Genomic DNA, 16,631 nt, shown 5'->3' with positions numbered 1-16,631 from the left:
TTCCTGCGGCCATAGCACAGGCCGCGGCCGGCCCGCACCTCACGCTCAAGCTTTCGCCTAGTGTCAGCGGCGGATGCCGAAGGACGGCCCGGCCGGCGGCGGAACGTTGAGCGGCGCCCGCTGGATCTGGTTGCGGATGGCACTGTTCTCCAAAGTCTGGCGCTGTTCGAAGTTGCGGTTCTGGTTCTGGTACTCGAACGACTGGTTCTGCCGGCTCGTGGCGCCGCGATTGCCAGGGCTCTGCGCCCAAGCGGGCGTCAGGGCGGTGAGCAGGGTGAGGAGGGCGAGAGACGGGGCGCGCATGGCCTCGCATCCTTCATCGATGACGGGTTCGGGTTTCCCGAGTGACGCGTAAGGGGGGCCGCCGGTTCCGGATCAGGTCTCGACGGCGTTCGCCTTTTGGTCCAGGGATGCGCGCATGATGCAAGAGCCCAACGACGCGCACGGCGCGTTCCGGCCGCGCCCGTCCGACGACGAAGCGCCGTCGGCCCCGACCTCCATCGCCGCCCGCGCCATGGCTGCCCTGCGACCCGAGGGCGCGTCCTACCTCTCCGGCCTCAACCCGGAGCAGCGCCGCGCCGTGGAGGCGACGGAGGGCCCTGTGCTCGTGCTGGCGGGCGCGGGCACCGGCAAGACGCGGGTTCTGACGACGCGCATCGCCCACCTCATCGCCACCGGCAAGGCGCGGCCCTACGACATCCTGTCGGTGACCTTCACCAACAAGGCCGCCCGCGAGATGAAGCACCGCATCGGCGGGCTGATCGGGCCGGCGGGCGAGGGCATGCCCTGGCTCGGCACCTTCCACGCCATCGGCACCAAGATCCTGCGTCGCCACGCCGAACTCGTCGGGCTCAAATCCGATTTCACGATTCTCGGCACCGACGACCAGCTCCGCCTGATGAAGCAGGTCATCAGTGACCAGAACATCGACGAGAAGCGTTGGCCGGCGCGCTCGCTGGCCCACACCATCGACGGCTGGAAGAACCGGGGCTTGAGCCCCGAACAGGTGCCGCCGGGCGAGGCGCAGTCCTTCGCCTTCGGCAAGGGCGGGCAGCTCTACGCGGCGTATCAGGCCCGGCTCGCAACGCTCAACGCGGTCGATTTCGGCGATCTCCTGCTGCTCTGCCTCAAGCTGTGGCGCGAGAATCCGGACATCCTGGCCAATTACCAGGACCGCTTCCGCTACATCCTCGTGGACGAGTACCAGGACACCAACGTCGCCCAGTATCTCTGGTTGAGGCTTCTCGCCCAGGCGCGGAAAAACGTCGCCTGCGTCGGCGACGACGACCAGTCGATCTACGGCTGGCGCGGCGCCGAGGTCGACAACATCCTGCGCTTCGAACACGACTTCCCCGGCGCCACCGTGGTGCGGCTGGAACGCAATTACCGCTCGACCGGCCACATCCTCGCCGCCGCCTCCGGGCTCATCGCCAAGAACGAGGGCCGCCTCGGCAAGACCCTGCGGACCGAGGACGAGGCGGGCGAGCCCGTCACGGTCACGGGTTCGTGGGATTCCGAGGAGGAGGCGCGTCAGGTCGCCGAATCGATCGAGTCGCTCCAGCGCAGGGGGCACGCGCTCTCGGAGATCGCGGTGCTGGTACGGATCTCGGCGCAGATGCGCGAGATCGAGGACCGGTTCGTTCAGGTCGGCCTGCCCTATCGCGTCATCGGCGGCCCGCGGTTCTACGAGCGCGCCGAAATCCGCGACGCGCTGGCCTATCTGCGCGTCACGATGAACGGCGCCGACGATCTCGCGTTTGAGCGCATCTTCAACACGCCCAAGCGCGGCCTCGGCGACGCGACCCTCCAGACCCTGCACGCCTTCGCCCGCGCCGACCGGATTCCGCTGCTCGCCGCGGCGCGCAAGCTGATCGAGACCGACGAGCTGAAGCCGCGGGCCCGCTCGATGCTGCGCGGTCTGGTCGAGAGCTTTACGCGCTGGGTGCGGCTAGTGGAGACCAAGCCGCATCCGGAGGTGGCGCAGACCATCCTGGAGGAATCTGGCTACACCGAGATGTGGCAGAAGGACCGTTCGGCCGACGCCGCCGGGCGGCTCGAAAACCTCAAGGAATTCGTCCGCTCGATGGAGGAATTCCCCGACATGGCCGCCTTCCTCGAACACGTATCCCTGGTGATGGAAGCGTCGGAGGCGGAAGGGGCCGACCGCGTCTCGCTGATGACGCTGCACGCCGCCAAGGGGCTCGAATTCGACACCGTGTTCCTGCCGGGCTGGGAGGACGGCCTTTTCCCGAACCAGCGCGCCATCGACGAGAGCGGGCGGGCGGGCCTGGAGGAGGAGCGGCGTCTCGCCCATGTCGGGCTCACCCGCGCCCGCAAGCGCGCCAAGCTGTCCTTCGCCGTCAACCGGCGCATCCACGGGCTTTGGTCCTCGACCATCCCCTCGCGCTTCATCGACGAGTTGCCGCCGCAGGCCGTGGACGTGGTCGAGGCGCCCGCGCATTTCTCGGCCGGCGCCTCCCGCTTCGACCGCAACCCGACGCCGTTCGGCTCGTCCTACGGCACGCCGGGCTGGCAGCGGGCCCAGGCCAACACCTCGGGCGGGTTCGGAGGGGGACTGAACGGGGGACAGGGCCGGGGCGGCCGCGCGAGCGGCCCGCGGGAGATCGAGGGCGAGCTGGTCGCCAAATCCACGGGCGCGCCCTCCACCTTCGAGCACGGCCAACGGGTCTTCCACACCAAGTTCGGCCCCGGCACCGTAGCCGGCATCGACGGCAACAAGCTCACCGTTGACTTCGATAAGGCCGGCCGGAAAATGGTGCTCGACAGCTTCCTCCAACCCGGTTGAAGCGTCCCGCCGGCGGCGATCCGCCGGCTGCGCCGCCGCCCGAGGAGGGCGACGCCCGCGATGGCCCAGGCAGGGATCGTCCCGATCCGCAGGCAGCGCCGCGAGGCGCATAGGTCAACGCTTCTTGGGTCATCGCTTCTTCGCAAAGCCGTCACGCCGCCGTCGCCCCCGCCTGCAACCCTTGCGGCGTGGGCGAAGCGTTGCCTGAAAGCCGCTCTCCACAGCCTTCATGTTGCGCCGTGGAACCGACTCATAGGGTTTGGCTTTGCTCTTGCGTACAGTTGAACGAAGATCGGCAATGTCTTCGCCGAATCGAAGGAGAGTCGCGGAAGTCGAGACGGGTTGAAAAAGCGAGTTTGCGAGAGTCACGCACGAGTCAAGGTGGAGTATCGATCCATGAAGAGACGACGCGCACGGCTTGAACTGGTTGAGGACCGACCGATCCGGATGCATCGCACCCGCTTCGACGAGGAACGTAACCCCGCACCGATCCAACCACTGACCGATCGACAAGGTCAGTACCTCGACGCCCTCGCGTCATCTTCGCAAGTCATCGTCTTAGGACCGGCCGGCACCGGAAAGACTTTCATCGCCGGCACCCGCGCCGCCGATCTTCTCCGCCAGCGCCGGATTTCGAAGGTCGTCATCACCCGCCCCAACGTGCCGTCCGGCCGTTCGCTCGGGTTCTTCCCCGGCACCCTCGAAGAGAAGATCGCGCCCTGGGTCGCGCCGCTCACCGAAACCATGAAAGAGCGCATGGGTGCGGCCGCCTTCGACATCGCAGTGAAAGCCGGCGACATCGAAGTGGTGCCGTTCGAAGTGATGCGCGGACGCACCTTCAAGAACTGCCTCGTGATCCTCGACGAGGCGCAGAACACCACCACCGCCGAGATCAAGATGTTCCTGACCCGCATCGGCGACGATTGCCAGGTCATCATCAACGGCGATGTGTCTCAGACCGACCTGCGCGAGACCTCGGGGCTTCGCACCGTCATCCACCTCGTGAAGAGCCGGATGATGACGATCCCGATCGTGGAGTTCACCCTCGACGACATCGTCCGCTCCGGCATCTGCGCGGAATGGGTCAGGGCGTTCGAGGAAGAGAAGCTCTAGTAAACACGGTGGCCTGACGGTGAATGATGACGGGGCAGGGATTGCCTCGTCATCATTAGCGAGCCGCCGTCAGATCTCGGCGCCCCTCTCGAGCACCGTTGTCTCGACCATGTCGGCGGGTTCGTAGAGCCAGCGTCCGACAACGCCGGCCGCGATCGCTCCAGCGATCGGCGCGAGCCAGAACAGCCAGAGCTGCGCGATGTATTCCGGCCCTGCAAACAGGGCCGGCCCCGTGCTGCGCGCCGGGTTGACCGATGTGTTGGTCACGGGAATCGAGATCAGGTGGATGAGCACGAGGGCAAACCCGATGGGGATGCCGGCAAAGCCCGCCGCCGCGCCCTTCGACGTCGTGCCGACGATGATGAACAGGAAGATGAACGTCGTCAGGACTTCGGTGATCAGGCACGCGGCAAGACCGTACTTGCCGGGGCTGAGTTCGCCATAGCCGTTCGCGGCGAACCCGTTCGGCACCCAGCCGGCTTTGCCGGAGGCGATGGCGTAGAGGGCGAAGGCCGCCACCGTTGCACCGATGACCTGGGCGATGACGTAGGGCAGGACGTGCCGGCTCGCGCAGCGTCCGGCCGACCACAATCCGAGCGTCACCGCCGGATTGAAATGGCCGCCCGAGATGTGGCCGACGGCGTAGGCCATCGTCAGCACGGTGAAGCCGAAGGCGAAGGCGACGCCGAGGAAGCCGATCCCGAGTTCGGGAAAGGCCGCGGAGAGGACGGCGGCACCGCAGCCGCCGAAGGTCAACCAGAAGGTACCGAAGAATTCGGCGGTCGTCCGACGCATCGTATCGTGATCCATGGCGACACCTCTTGCTGAGAGGGTCGCGCGGCGCGCACTCATCGATCGTGTCGAAGGTTCAATCGGCGCACCGCGAGACCGAGGTCGTCTGCGTCGGCACCCGCCGGGACGCATCGGGCGAGGATTTCACGCGCCGATTGCGCCGACAATGATCGGCGTCATAGGTTGAGCGGCACGAAAAAGTCGTACCACCTCCGTGTCCGCCGCGTCCTCACGGGCGATTCTGCGCTCTCACGGCTTCGATAAGGAGGAGGGTCGCTTGCTTCGGGAGTGGCGTCCCCGCCAACGTCCACAGCGTGCCGCCTCCGCTCGGGAGAGGAGGCACGAACGGCAGCATGATGCCGCTCAACGAGCCACGCAAAGCCGTCATTTCAGGCAGCGGCGACGCCCTTGATCCGCAGCGGTCCGACGCTCTTGCCGTCAAGCAATTGGCGCAGCCGCTCGACATCGTCGAAATTGTTCGACGTCAGCTCGGTGATATCGCCCTCGACGAGCGCATCGACATGGCGGCAGCGGCGGCGATGGGTGCCCGCCGGACAGGAGCAGCGCAGATACGGCCCGTCCGTCCGTTCCTCAAATTCGAGCGAGTAGCGGTTGCCGGTGCTGCCGCGCATGGCGAAGCGCAGGGCGTTCGTGGGCCGCAGATCGACAATGCCCGAGGCGCGCAGCGCCTTCGCCGAGGTCGAGCGGGTCATGTCCCGGCGCGGCGTGGTGAGAGCACGGATCGGAGTGAGGCCGAGGCCGCGGGCGAGGTCGGCGATGTCGGCCGCACCCGTCTCGCGCAGGGCCGCGAGCGCGATCTCGGCGCAGGCAAAGGCATCCTCGCCCGCATCGTGGTGCTCGAAGCGGATGCCGAGGCGGCCCGCCACCTTGGCGAGGCCGTGGCCGGCGGGATCGGGAAAGACGCGCCGGGCGATCTGGAGGGTGCAATGGCCGGCCATATCCGGCACCGGCTCGCCCCAGGCGGCCAGCGAGGCGGCCAGCACGCCCATGTCGAAGCCGGCATTGTGCGCGAGCATCAACCCGCCCGACAGGTCGGGCAGGAACTCGGCGATGACTTCGGGAAAGGTCGGCGCATCACGCACGTCCGCCGGCAGGATGCCGTGGACGCGGATATTGCCGGGCGAGAACCGCAACTGCGGCGGGCGGATCAGCCGGGATTCGCGCCGCACCACGCGGCCCCCTTCGATCCAGGCAAGCCCGACCGCGCAGGCGCTGTCGCGCCGCTCGTTGGCGGTCTCGAAATCGATCGCGACGACCTTCATGGGATTGAGATTAAGGGGTCACGGACTCATCCCGCAAGGCGCGGACGGCTTTAACCGCCGCTCGGCCGCCCGAGCCGGCGGTCGAAAATCGTCCGCACCGTCCGCCGTTCCTCGTCGAGCCGGGCACTGAGCGCCTTGGCATCGGGCAGGTTGGCGGCGCGGGCGAGGCGGGCGAGCGCCACGTCGGAGGCCTGGGTCGGGTCGCCCTCGACCATAAGGCGCTGCCACTGATGCACGTCGTCGAGGAGCCGGTAGGCGTCGGCCAGTGGCTCCGCCTCGTCCGCTGCGATGATCCCGCCTTCGGCGGCGCGGGAAAACACCTCGGGCGCATCGAGGCCGATCAGATCGGGATGGGTGTGGGCATGGCCGAGGACCAGGGCCTGCGCCAGGAAATCGAGGTCGAGCAGGCCGCCGGGGCTGAGCTTGAGGTCGAGGGGGCCGTGATCACCCTTCTCGTTCTCGACCGTGGCGCGCATGCTTCGCACGGAGCGGTTCACCGTGTCGGCGCCACGCGGCTGCATCAGCGCGTCACGGATCGTCGCTTTCGCCTCCTCGGCGAGGCTTTCGTCACCGGCAATCACACGGGCGCGGGTCAGCGCCATGTGCTCCCAGAGTTCCGCCTCTTCGCGCTGGTAGGCGCGGAAACTGCGGAACTGCGCCGCCGCCGCACCCTGGCCCCCGCCGGGACGCAAGCGCAGGTCCACCTCGTAGAGCAGGCCGCGGCGGGTCGGGGCGGTGAGCGCCGCGACGAGACGCTGGGTCAGCCGGTTATAGGCCACCGCCGCGTCGAGGGGTTTGGGGCCGGTGCTGGTGCGGTTCTCCGGGTCGAAATCGTAGAGCACCACGAGGTCCAGGTCCGACTCTGCGGTGAGTTGGTGCGAGCCGAGGCGGCCATAGCCGAGCACGACGATGCGGCCGTTCGGAATCGGGCCGTGATCGGCGAAGAAGGTTTTCGAGACGGCGTCCAGCGCGGTCGCCACCGCGGCGTCGGCGATCGCCGAGAAGGCGCAGCCGGCTGCCTGCGGCGTGAGAATGCCGGAGAGGAGCCGCGCCCCGGTGAGGAAACGGAGCTGCCGGGCCGCGTCGCGGCTGCGGTCGAGAAACACCTCGTGGCTGTCGGGCCGGCCGAGAAGGGCGCGGTAATGCGCGGCGATGGCTCCGGCATCGACCGACGGGTCGCCGAAATCGGGATCGATCACCGCGTCGAGCACGTGCGGCGAGAAGGCGACGGTGCCCGCCAAGCGCGGGGCGCTGCCGAGCAGGTCGGCAAAGAGCAGCCGCAGGCGCTCGTGCTCGCGCAGGATGGTCAGCAGTTCCACCGCCGCCGGCATCCGGCCGAAGGCGCGGTCGAGATTGGCCAGGGCCGCGTCCGGATCGGGCGTGCCCGAGAGCGCCTTGAGCAGGGCCGGAACCAGTTCGGTCAGCACCTCGCGGGCGCGGGGGCTGCGCACCGCTGCCCGCCGCCCGAAATGCCAGCCGCGCACGGTGTCGGTGACGCGCTCGGGATCGCGGAAGCCGAGGCTGCGCAGGGTGGCCAGCGTCGCCGGATCGTCGGCCGCGCCGCTGAAGACGAGGTCGCCCACCTCGGAGGAGAGATCGGGCCCGGCCTCGAACAGCAAGGCGTAATGCGCCTGCACCCGGCGGGCATGGGCGAGCAGGGCCGCCTCGAAACCGGCGAGGTCGGTAAAGCCCGCGAACCGGGCGAAATTCTCGAGTTCGGTCCGGTCGGTCGGCAGGCGCTGGGTCTGCTCGTCGCGGACCATCTGCAGGCGGTGCTCGACCGTGCGCAGGAAGGCGTAGGCCGCGCCGAGTTCATCGCGCGCCTCCGCGGAGATCCAGCCGTCCTCGTGCAGCTTGGCCAGCATCGGCACGGTGGAGCGCCCGCGCAGCATCGGGCGCCGGCCGCCGAAGACGAGTTGCTGGGTCTGGACGAAGAACTCGATCTCGCGGATGCCGCCGCGTCCGAGCTTGATGTCGTGGCCGGCCACCGCCAGCGCCTCGTGCCCGCGCACGGCGTGGATCTGCCGCTTCATCGCGTGCACGTCGGCAATCGCCGCGAAATCGAAATACTTGCGCCAGACGAAGGGGGTGAGGTCGGCCAGGAACCGCTCGCCCGCCGGGATGTCGCCGGCAATGGCACGGGCCTTGATGAAGGCCGCCCGCTCCCAGTTCTGGCCCGTGGTCTCGTAATAGACGTAGGCCGAGGCGAGGCTCATCGCGGTCGGCGTCGAACCGGGATCGGGCCGCAGGCGGTAATCGACCCGGTGGACGTAGCCGTCGCGGGTGCGCTCCTGCAGCAGCTTCGAGACGCCCTGCGCCAGTTTGGTGAAGAACGGCGTCGGCTCCAGCCCCGGCTTCAGCGGCACGGTCTCGGGATCGAAAAACACGATCACATCGATATCGCTCGAGTAGTTCAGCTCGCGCCCGCCGAGCTTGCCTAAGCCGAGCACGACGAGGCCCGAGCCGGCCTGCGGCTCACCCGCATCCTTCGGCAGGAAGCGGCCGGCGGCGGCCGCTTGCAGCAGCATCGCATCAACGGCCGCCGACACCGAGGCGTCGGCGAAATCGGAGAGCGCGGCGGTCACCCGCTCCAGCGGCCAGAGACCGCCGATATCGGCGAGCGCGACGAGGAGCGCGTGCTCGGCCCGGTTCCGCCGCAGGGTCTTGCCGACCGCATCGAGGTCGGGCGCGGCGCCCTCCCCTGCCCGGCCGGCGGCCCGCTGCGCGGCAATGATGCGGGCATCGGCCGCTTCCGGCGCCTCTTCGAACAGGCGGACGAGACGGGCGGGATCGCGCGAGGCGAGCGACCACAGGAAGGTCGAGTGGTCGGCAAGCGCCGCGAGGAGGTCGCGGGCCGGGCCCTCGCGCAGTGCGTTGGGAAGCGCGTCGGCGATCTCGTCGAGGCGCGCCTGCGCCGCCTCGGGGTTCGAGAGCGGCGGGGCCTGCCCCAGCCGCGCGATCAGGGGCACCGTGCCGTCGTCGCGGGCAATCTGCCCGTCGTGTCGCCTGCCCATGCCGTCCCTTCTTCGATTCGAAGCGTCCGCATCGCCGTCGCGCCGCGGCCCTGCCCATCAAACGCGCAAATCGGGTTCTGCCAAGGGCATTTCGGGAGGGCGCGCGTCAGGGCGGCGTCGAAGGCCATCGCCCGATCGCCTCGTGCCCGACCGGCGTCAGCGCGTAAACGCCGTGGCCGGTGCGCTCGAACCAGCCGTTAGACGTTGCGGCGGAGGATGGCGGCAGCCGTCGGGACGGTGCTCGTCAGGTCGCGCGGGCGCAAAGGCCCGGGCGCCAGGGCGCGGGCGCAGAGGAGGGCCTGCTGGCGATAGGCGGTCATCACCGGCGCGCGCGAACCGCCGCCGGCCACGGGGTCGCCCTGTCGGCGGCGATGCTCGTTCAGAAGGCGCGAGCGCCGCTTGGGGTCGCGCCGGGGCATCGGCGCTCCAGGGCCGAGAAGGACATGGACGCCGTCGTCGGCACCGACGCCGAGAAGGCCGAAGCCGAGGCGCCGGCACAGGTTGCGGAAGCGCGCATCGGCCTCCCGCCCCTTGCCGCGCACCGACAGGCGCGCCGCCAGCCACACCTCGTCGCAGGCGCCGGCGCGGTCCACGGCCTGCAGCACGAGTTCCAGGTTGAAGCTCTGCTTCAGCTCGCACACCACCAGCACCGGCGGCTCGCCCTCGCGCACGCCCAGGAGGTCGCAGCCGCCGATCTCGCCTTTGACGGCAAAGCCGAGGGTTTCGAGGAAGCCCTTCACCGGCGCGTAGAGCGCCGTTTCCGGCAGGCGGGCGGACGCGCTCATGGCTGCGGCGACCGGCAAGCGCGGGAGGCCGTGCGGATGGGGCGGAGTGGATGGATCATCGGGCGACACGCGCGAGGCAGATACCACCCGAAGCGCGCGACCTCCACCGCGCGACGCGTCTTCCCGCTCCCCCTCAGGCCGGGTCGCGCCGCGCCGAGCCCGGCCAGCGCCGCCTCGATGGTCAGGGCGAACCGGTCGAAGCGATGGCCCTGGAAGCCGCTCTGACGATCGCGCGAACGAAGACAGCGTGTCGGAGCCGTCCCTCGGCCCCGGCGCCCTGCCTCGAGGGAATTTTTCCGCGACCCGGCCATCCTGTCATGAATGGCTCGGGAGCAGGAACACGCTTTCTTCGGTTGATCCCAGCTGGGCCGGAGCGGCATCCTCTCGCGGTACTTCCGGCGGACGACACGGCGACCGAGGACGAAAGCGAATCGATGAGCAGCACCACCCTCGTTCCCTTCGCCGAAGCCGCCGTCTTCACGCTTGGCTGCGCCCTGATCGCGAGCCGCCGGTTCGAACCGCAGCGGGTCGGAGCGGTGCTGGGGCTCGCCACCGTCACGCTCTCGGTCCTGCTGGTGGTCCTGGCGCTCCCCGGCAGCCCGCTGGCGACGCTCGCCGACCCCGACGGCGTTCGCAATTTCCTGAACTGAGTTCGCTTCAGGCCGCGCCGGCCGGCAGGCTCAGGGTGACGGAGAGCCCGGGAGCATTGTCGGCAAGGTCGAGGCGTCCGCCGTGCAGCCGGGCGACGGCGGCGACGAGGCTGAGGCCCAGGCCGAAGCCGGGGCGTGTGCGGGCGGCATCGAGGCGCACGAAGCGGTCGAGCACCCGCTCGCGCTCGGCTTCCGGAATGCCGGGGCCGCGATCCGCCACCCGGAGTTGAACGACGCCGTCGGCGCGCCCGGCGCTGACCGTGATCTCCTGTGGGCCGGACGCCGAGGAGCGGGCACCGTACTTGATGGCGTTGTCGAGGAGGTTGGCGATCGCCTGCCCGACCAACTCGCGGTTGCCATCGAGAATCAGATCCGGCTCGATCTCGACGGTCAGGCTCAGGCCCCTGTCCTCGGCCAGCGGCTCGTAGAGTTCGGCCACCTCCCGCGCCACCGCCCCGGCATCGAAGCGGCTCACGCTCTCGGGCGCGTTGCCGGCCTCCAGGCGGGCGATGGTGAGGAGCGCGTTGAACACCCGGATCAGCCCGTCGCTATCCTCGATCACACCTTCCATCGCCGTGCGCAGGGCCTCCGGCGTCTCGGCTGTGCGCAGGGCCTCGTCGGCGCGGTTGCGCAATCGGGTCAGCGGCGTCTTGAGGTCGTGGGCGATGTTGTCGGAGACTTCCCGCATGCCGCGCATCAGCTCGCCGATGCGCTCCAGCATCAGGTTGAGGTTCTGGGCGAGGCGGTCCAGCTCGTCCCCGGTGCCGCCGACCCGCAGGCGACCGTCGAGATCGCCCGCCATGATCGTGCGGGTGGTCTCGGTCATGTCGTCGACGCGCTTCAGCACGCGGCTCGCCACGAACCAGCCGCCGAGCACGCCGAGCAGCACGACGAGAGCGAGCGAGGAGCCGAAGGTGTTGCCGATCGCCGCGCGCAGGTGGTCGCGCTCCTCGGTGTCGCGGCCGACGACGAGGCGGAAGCCCCCGGCGAGATTGAAGACCCGCATAATCGCACGATGCTCGCTCGGGCCGGAATCGGAGCCGCGCCCGTAATAGCTCTCGTATTGGCCGGACCGGGCGAGGATGTCGGCCGGCAGCCGGCTCACGTTGCCGACGATGTGCTCGCCCGCGGGCGTGGTCACGAGATAGAGCGAGGCGCCGGGCTCCTTGGCGCGCCGTTCCACCACGGCGATGAGGCGGCGCAGCCCGCCTGCCGTGTATTGCTCGGACAGCCCGTTGATCTCGGCATCGATGGTCGAGAGGATCTGGTCATCGAGCACCCGCCGCGCGTTCCAGGCGACGTAGCCGAGCCCGAGCGAAGCCAGCACCGCGAACAGCACGAGATAGGCGAGCGACAGCTTGAACGCGGTCGTGCGGAAGATCTTTCCGAGGCGCGCGAGGAGGCCGTCCGGCGGCGGCGATGCGGCGGTCGGGCTCACGAGGCTTGCGGCTCGTCCGCACGGATGACGTAGCCCGCGCCGCGCACCGTGTGGATCATCGGATGCTCGAAGCCGCGGTCGATCTTCGCGCGCAGCCGCGAGACGTGGACGTCGATGACGTTGGTCTGCGGATCGAAATGGTAGTCCCAGACATGCTCCAGCAGCATCGTCCGGGTCACGACCTGCCCGGCATGGCGCATGAGGTATTCGAGCAGCCGGAACTCGCGGGGTTGGAGCACAATCTCGCGGCCCGCCCGCGTCACCCGGTGCGAGAGCCGGTCGAGTTCGAGGTCGCCGACCCGGTAGGCGGTGGCCTCGCTCTGGCCGGTCGCGGCCGTGCGACGGCGGGCCAGCACCTCGGTGCGGGCCAGAAGCTCGGAAAAGGCGTAGGGTTTCGGGAGATAGTCGTCGCCCCCGGCTCGCAGACCCTTCACCCGGTCGTCCACCTGGCCCAGCGCCGAGAGGATGAGGACCGGCGTGGCGATCTCCTGCTCGCGCAGGGAGCGCACGAGCGAAAGCCCGTCGAGCTTCGGCAACATGCGATCGACGATCAGCACGTCGTAATCGCCCTCACGGGCGAGCGCATAGCCGTCGAGGCCGTCGCCCGCATGGTCCACCGCGTGCCCGGCTTCCCGGAACGCTTTGACCAGATAGGCGGCGGCCTCGCGGTCGTCCTCGATGATGAGCAGGCGCATGACGCCTGTCAGATACGCTTCGCCGCTCAGGAGCGCGAGGCGTTCACCGACAATTCCGGCTTGTGGTTGAGGGTCTGGAACACGACGCAGTAGCGCTCGGTCAGCTTCAGGAGCTGGTCGAGCTTCTCCTGGGGAGCGTCGGTGTCCAGGTCGAACTTCAGGCGGATCGAGCGGAAGCCCACCGGCGCCTCCTTGTCGACGCCGAGCGTGCCGCGGAAGTCGAGGTCGCCCTCGGCGCTGACCGTGCCGGCCTTGAGCGGGATTTCGAGCGCGGTCGCCACTGCCTTCACCGTCACGCCCGCGCAGGCGACGAGCGCTTCGAGCAGCATGTCGCCGGAGCAGAGTTCGGCGCCCGAACCGCCGGTGGCGGGGTGCAGGCCGGCCACGGCCAGCGCGCGACCGGTCTCGACCTTGCAGGCGATGCTGGTGTCGTCCAGCGAGCCCTTCGCCTTGAGGGTGATGACGGCGGAATCCGGCGTCTCGCGGTACTTGTTCTTGAGCGGTGCCTGGAGAGCGCGCAGGGCGTCGGCGTCCATGGATTTCCTCGGGTTTTCTTGGTGGCGCGTTTTTTGGTGTCGAGGATTTAGCGGCTTTCGCGGGTCCGCGACACCTCAGAACGAGCTGCCGCCGGCGAGTTCCGGTGCACGAGAGGCGTCGCGCGGGCGAAGCGAATGATCGAGGGCGGCAAGGATGTTGCGGGTCGCCGCCTCGCTCGTCGGCGCCGCCGGGTCGCGCGGCCGGCGCATCGGCAGGGCCACCGTGTCGTCGAGGCGACCGGGGCGCGGGCGCATGACGATGGCGCGGTCGGCGAGCGCCACCGCTTCCGCGACGTCGTGGGTGACGATCAGCACCGTCGGCCGCACTTCCTCCCACAGGGCGAGGAGATGGCGGTGAAGATCCTTGCGAGTGAAGGCATCGAGCGCCGAGAACGGCTCGTCGAGAAGCAGCACCCGCGGGTTGGCCACGAACGCCCGGGCGATCGAGACGCGCTGCTGCTGCCCGCCCGACAGTTCGCGGGGCCAGCGCCCGGCCTGTTCGGCAAGGCCGACCCGCTCCAGGGCGTGGGCGATGCGCTCCCGCCGCTCGCGCCTCGGCAGGTGATCGATGCCGAAGCCGACATTCTCGGCGACCGTCAGCCAGGGCAGCAGGCGCGGTTCCTGGAACACGAGGCCGACGCCGGGATGGGGCCCGGTGATCGGTTCACCGTCGAGGGCGATGTGGCCCGCGCTCGGCCGGTCGAGCCCGGCGATGAGGCGCAGCAGCGTGGTCTTCCCGCAGCCCGAGCCGCCGATCAGAGCGACGATCTCGGCATTGGGCACCTGAAGGTCGATGCCCTCCAGCGCGCGGGTGCCGTCGGCGTAGGTCTTGGACAGGCTCTGGATGCTCAGCATGGCGGCCTCACAGGGTCTCCCGCGCCGTATCCTGCCAGCGCACCAGCGGGCTGGTCAGGGCGACGAGCCCGGCATCGGCGGCCTTACCGACCACGGCGAAGCTGATGATCGCGGCCAGGATCTGGTCGGGCTTGCTGAATTGCTGGCCGTCGAGAAGCAGGTAGCCGAGCCCCTCGGAGGCGCCCATCAGTTCGGCGGCGACCACGAACAGGAAGCCGAGGCCAAGCCCGGTGCGGAGCGCCGTCAGGGTGGCCGGCAGCACGGCCGGCAGGAGGATGCGCCGGGCGAGCGCAACCTTCGAGAGGCGGAAGATGCGGCCGACCTCCACCAGCTTGCGATCGACCGAGGCGATGGCACCGGCCACGCCGATGTAGACGGGAAAGAACACCCCGACCGCGATCAGGGCGACCTTCGGCGTCTCGAGAATGCCGAACCACAGGATGAACAGCGGCACCCAGGCGAGCGAGGGGACGGCGCGCAGGGCCTGAAGGCTCGGATCGACCAGCCAGCGCAGGGTCGGCAGCGTCGCGGTGAGCGCGCCCGCGAGGATGCCGGCGCCGGCCCCGAAGGCGAAGCCGAGGCCGACGCGGATCAGGGTCGCCTCGACATGGGTCCAGAGTTCGCCCGAGGCCGCGAGCGTCCAGAGCGCGGCCGCGACCCGGCTCGGCGGCGGGAGCAGGCGCCCGGAGGCGAGCCCGGCCGCGACGGCCGCCTCCCAGCCGAGCGCCAGGACGAGCGGCAGCAGCAGACCGAGCGCCAGGCGCGCCCCGCCCCCCAGAAGAGCAGAGCGACGCGCGGGAACCGCTTTCGGCTCCGTGTCGTCGGAGAGAACGGTGGTGACGCTCATGCGAGGGTGCCGCGCCGGATTTGCATCGTGTTCTCGAAAATACTCGTCCGGGTCGGCCGTTCAGCGCCGCGCATCGGTCGCCGCGCGCAGCGCGAGCCCCGCCAACACCGTCCCCATGAACCAGCGTTGCGCGAGGAGCCAGAGGGGCCGCCCCTTCAGGAACGCAGCGACGGACCCGGCGGACAGAACGATCACCGCGTTCACCGTGAGACTCACCGCGATCTGGAGGAGGCCGAGCGCAAGGGATTGCGTCAGCACCCCGCCCGCCGCCGGATCGATGAATTGCGGCAGCAACGACAGGTACATCACCGCGATCTTGGGGTTCAGCACGCTCGTCAGGGAGCCCATGGTGACGAGCCGCCCCGCTCCGTCGGGCGGCAGCGGGCGGGTGTCGAAGGGCGAGCGTCCGCCGGGCCGAACGGCCTGCCACGCGAGGAAGAAGAGATATGCCGCCCCGGCCAAGCGCAGGGCATCGTAGGCGAAGGGCACCGCCACGAGGAGGGCGGTGATGCCGAAGGCCGCGCAGAGCAAGTAGACGACGAAGCCCGCCGCGACACCCGTCAGCGACACCAACCCGGCCGCTCGTCCCTGCACGACGGTGCGTGAGACGAGGTAGGCCATGTTCGGGCCGGGCGTCAGCACCATCCCGAGGCAGACCAGGGCAAAGGCGGCGAGGTGCGCGGCGTCCGGCATCGGCAGGCTCAGCGGGTCGGGGCCGGGTTGAACTGCGGATCGATCAGACCGTCCACCGCCGCCGCTACGTCGGTGGACGCCGGGATGACGCCCGCCTGCTGCAGGGCAAGGCCGGCGGCGCGGATGCTCTCGGCCTGGGCCGAACCGACGGCGGGCTGGCTCAGGTCCGTGCGCTCGATCTGCTTGGCGATGACCGCCTCGGGCAGCTTGGTGGCCGAGACGAGCGCGCTCTTCAGGGCGTCCGGGTTGGCGAGCGCGTAGGCGCGGGCCTGTTCGTAGGCGGCAATGACCACCTTCACGAGATCGGGATGCGCCTTGGCGAAATCCTCGCGCACGTCGAGCACGCCCCAGGTGTTGGCGGCGGCATCGCGGTGGAACAGCACGTCGCCGCTCTCGATCTCGGCGGCGGCCATCATCGGATCGAGCCCGGCCCAGGCATCAACGTCGCCGCGGTCGAGCGCCGTGCGGCCGTCGGCGTGCTGGAGCAGGACGAGCTTGGCGTCCTTCTCGGTGAGCCCGGCACCCTGGAGGGCGCGGATCAGGAAGATGTGGGGATCGGTGCCGCGCGTGACGGCGATGCGCTTGCCCTTGAGGTCGGCGGGTTTGCCGATCCCGGTCTCCTTGCGGGTGACGAGCGCGGTCCATTCCGGCCGGGAATAGGCGTAGACGACCTTGATCGGGTTGCCGTTGATGCGCGCCAGGAGTGCGGCTGCCCCGGCCGAGGAGCCGAAATCGATGGCGCCGCCGTTCAGGAATTCGAGCGCCTTGTTGGAGCCGAGCGACTGGACCCAGCGCACCTTGATGCCGCGGGCCTTCAGCGCCTCTTCCAGAAAGCCCTTCTCCTTCAGAACCAGGCTGACCGGATTGTAGGTCGCCCAGTCGAGCCGGATCTCGGAGACGTCGGCAGCCCGCAGGTTCGAACCCGTCGCGAGGAGGCCGAACAATCCGGCGAAGGCGGAGAGGACGGTGCGGCGTCGAATCATGCGGCTGTCTCCCATGTCGGCCCGGCTTATTGCCGGATCCACCTGATGGCTAGAACAGTCACGTTCGTTTCGTCAAACGAAAAATCCGCGAAACAGAACGGCTGAGTTGCCTGCAACCGGCCGATGCCGCCGCCGGCTTTA

14 protein-coding genes and 1 pseudogene are annotated in these 16,631 nt (G+C 69.5%); 3 read left to right on the top strand and 12 right to left on the bottom strand.

Annotation, left to right across the window (positions count from 1 at the left end):
- Nucleotides 1–63 precede the first annotated feature (63 nt).
- Complete coding sequence (locus M2437_RS06175) at nucleotides 64–303, bottom strand: hypothetical protein (RefSeq protein WP_253386833.1); 240 nt, start codon at nucleotides 301–303, stop codon at nucleotides 64–66.
- Nucleotides 304–418: 115 nt separating this feature from the next.
- Here M2437_RS06175 and M2437_RS06170 point away from each other — a divergent pair, with 115 nt between their 5' ends.
- Together M2437_RS06170 and M2437_RS06165 are read left to right on the top strand one after the other, a co-directional pair.
- Nucleotides 419–2,806: an ATP-dependent helicase gene (locus M2437_RS06170; protein ID WP_076641390.1), complete on the top strand. Its 2,388-nt coding sequence runs from the start codon at nucleotides 419–421 to the stop codon at nucleotides 2,804–2,806.
- Between the two features lie 396 nt (nucleotides 2,807–3,202).
- Complete coding sequence (locus M2437_RS06165) at nucleotides 3,203–3,919, top strand: PhoH family protein (RefSeq protein WP_003603768.1); 717 nt, start codon at nucleotides 3,203–3,205, stop codon at nucleotides 3,917–3,919.
- A gap of 69 nt (nucleotides 3,920–3,988) precedes the next feature.
- On the opposite strand, the gene aqpZ is transcribed toward M2437_RS06165, so the two are convergent.
- The 4 genes and pseudogenes from aqpZ to M2437_RS06145 form a co-directional block, all read right to left on the bottom strand.
- Entirely contained in the window at nucleotides 3,989–4,729 is a 741-nt protein-coding gene (gene aqpZ / locus M2437_RS06160; protein ID WP_253386832.1) for an aquaporin Z, read from the bottom strand.
- Nucleotides 4,730–5,100: 371 nt separating this feature from the next.
- Nucleotides 5,101–5,994 (bottom strand): 3'-5' exonuclease, encoded by an 894-nt coding sequence (locus M2437_RS06155; RefSeq protein WP_253386831.1) that lies wholly within the window; start codon nucleotides 5,992–5,994, stop codon nucleotides 5,101–5,103.
- Nucleotides 5,995–6,044: 50 nt separating this feature from the next.
- On the bottom strand, nucleotides 6,045–9,008 hold the full coding sequence (locus tag M2437_RS06150) for a bifunctional [glutamine synthetase] adenylyltransferase/[glutamine synthetase]-adenylyl-L-tyrosine phosphorylase (RefSeq protein WP_253386830.1): 2,964 nt from the start codon (nucleotides 9,006–9,008) through the stop codon (nucleotides 6,045–6,047).
- A 106-nt stretch (nucleotides 9,009–9,114) separates the two neighbouring features.
- Nucleotides 9,115–9,793 (bottom strand): annotated as a pseudogene (locus M2437_RS06145) (DUF2161 domain-containing phosphodiesterase).
- A gap of 434 nt (nucleotides 9,794–10,227) precedes the next feature.
- Here M2437_RS06145 and M2437_RS06140 point away from each other — a divergent pair.
- Nucleotides 10,228–10,443 (top strand): hypothetical protein, encoded by a 216-nt coding sequence (locus M2437_RS06140; RefSeq protein WP_012605502.1) that lies wholly within the window; start codon nucleotides 10,228–10,230, stop codon nucleotides 10,441–10,443.
- Nucleotides 10,444–10,450: 7 nt separating this feature from the next.
- Here M2437_RS06140 and M2437_RS06135 read toward each other — a convergent pair whose 3' ends face one another.
- The 7 genes from M2437_RS06135 to M2437_RS06105 all read right to left on the bottom strand — a co-directional run bounded on the left by M2437_RS06135 (nucleotide 10,451) and on the right by M2437_RS06105 (nucleotide 16,490).
- Nucleotides 10,451–11,881: a sensor histidine kinase gene (locus M2437_RS06135; RefSeq protein ID WP_253386828.1), complete on the bottom strand. Its 1,431-nt coding sequence runs from the start codon at nucleotides 11,879–11,881 to the stop codon at nucleotides 10,451–10,453.
- On the bottom strand, nucleotides 11,878–12,576 hold the full coding sequence (locus M2437_RS06130) for a response regulator transcription factor (RefSeq protein ID WP_056202200.1): 699 nt from the start codon (nucleotides 12,574–12,576) through the stop codon (nucleotides 11,878–11,880). The genes M2437_RS06135 and M2437_RS06130 overlap by 4 nt, the downstream gene beginning before the upstream one ends.
- A gap of 26 nt (nucleotides 12,577–12,602) precedes the next feature.
- Nucleotides 12,603–13,112 carry an OsmC family protein gene (locus tag M2437_RS06125; RefSeq protein ID WP_003600767.1) on the bottom strand — a complete coding sequence of 170 codons (510 nt, stop codon included), beginning with the start codon at nucleotides 13,110–13,112 and terminating at the stop codon, nucleotides 12,603–12,605.
- Nucleotides 13,113–13,187: 75 nt separating this feature from the next.
- Entirely contained in the window at nucleotides 13,188–13,967 is a 780-nt protein-coding gene (locus tag M2437_RS06120; protein WP_253386827.1) for an ABC transporter ATP-binding protein, read from the bottom strand.
- A 7-nt stretch (nucleotides 13,968–13,974) separates the two neighbouring features.
- Nucleotides 13,975–14,814 (bottom strand): ABC transporter permease, encoded by an 840-nt coding sequence (locus M2437_RS06115; protein ID WP_012779024.1) that lies wholly within the window; start codon nucleotides 14,812–14,814, stop codon nucleotides 13,975–13,977.
- Nucleotides 14,815–14,874: 60 nt separating this feature from the next.
- Nucleotides 14,875–15,507 carry a LysE family translocator gene (locus M2437_RS06110; RefSeq protein WP_253386826.1) on the bottom strand — a complete coding sequence of 211 codons (633 nt, stop codon included), beginning with the start codon at nucleotides 15,505–15,507 and terminating at the stop codon, nucleotides 14,875–14,877.
- Nucleotides 15,508–15,515: 8 nt separating this feature from the next.
- Nucleotides 15,516–16,490 carry an aliphatic sulfonate ABC transporter substrate-binding protein gene (locus tag M2437_RS06105; protein WP_253386825.1) on the bottom strand — a complete coding sequence of 325 codons (975 nt, stop codon included), beginning with the start codon at nucleotides 16,488–16,490 and terminating at the stop codon, nucleotides 15,516–15,518.
- Nucleotides 16,491–16,631: the final 141 nt, after the last annotated feature.

The organism is Methylorubrum pseudosasae, assembly GCF_029504475.1.
In the GTDB taxonomy this organism is placed as follows: Bacteria; Pseudomonadota; Alphaproteobacteria; order Rhizobiales; family Beijerinckiaceae; genus Methylobacterium; species Methylobacterium extorquens.
The sequence above is the reverse complement of the archived record's forward strand: the minus strand, read 5'-3'. Positions and strand labels throughout refer to the sequence as shown.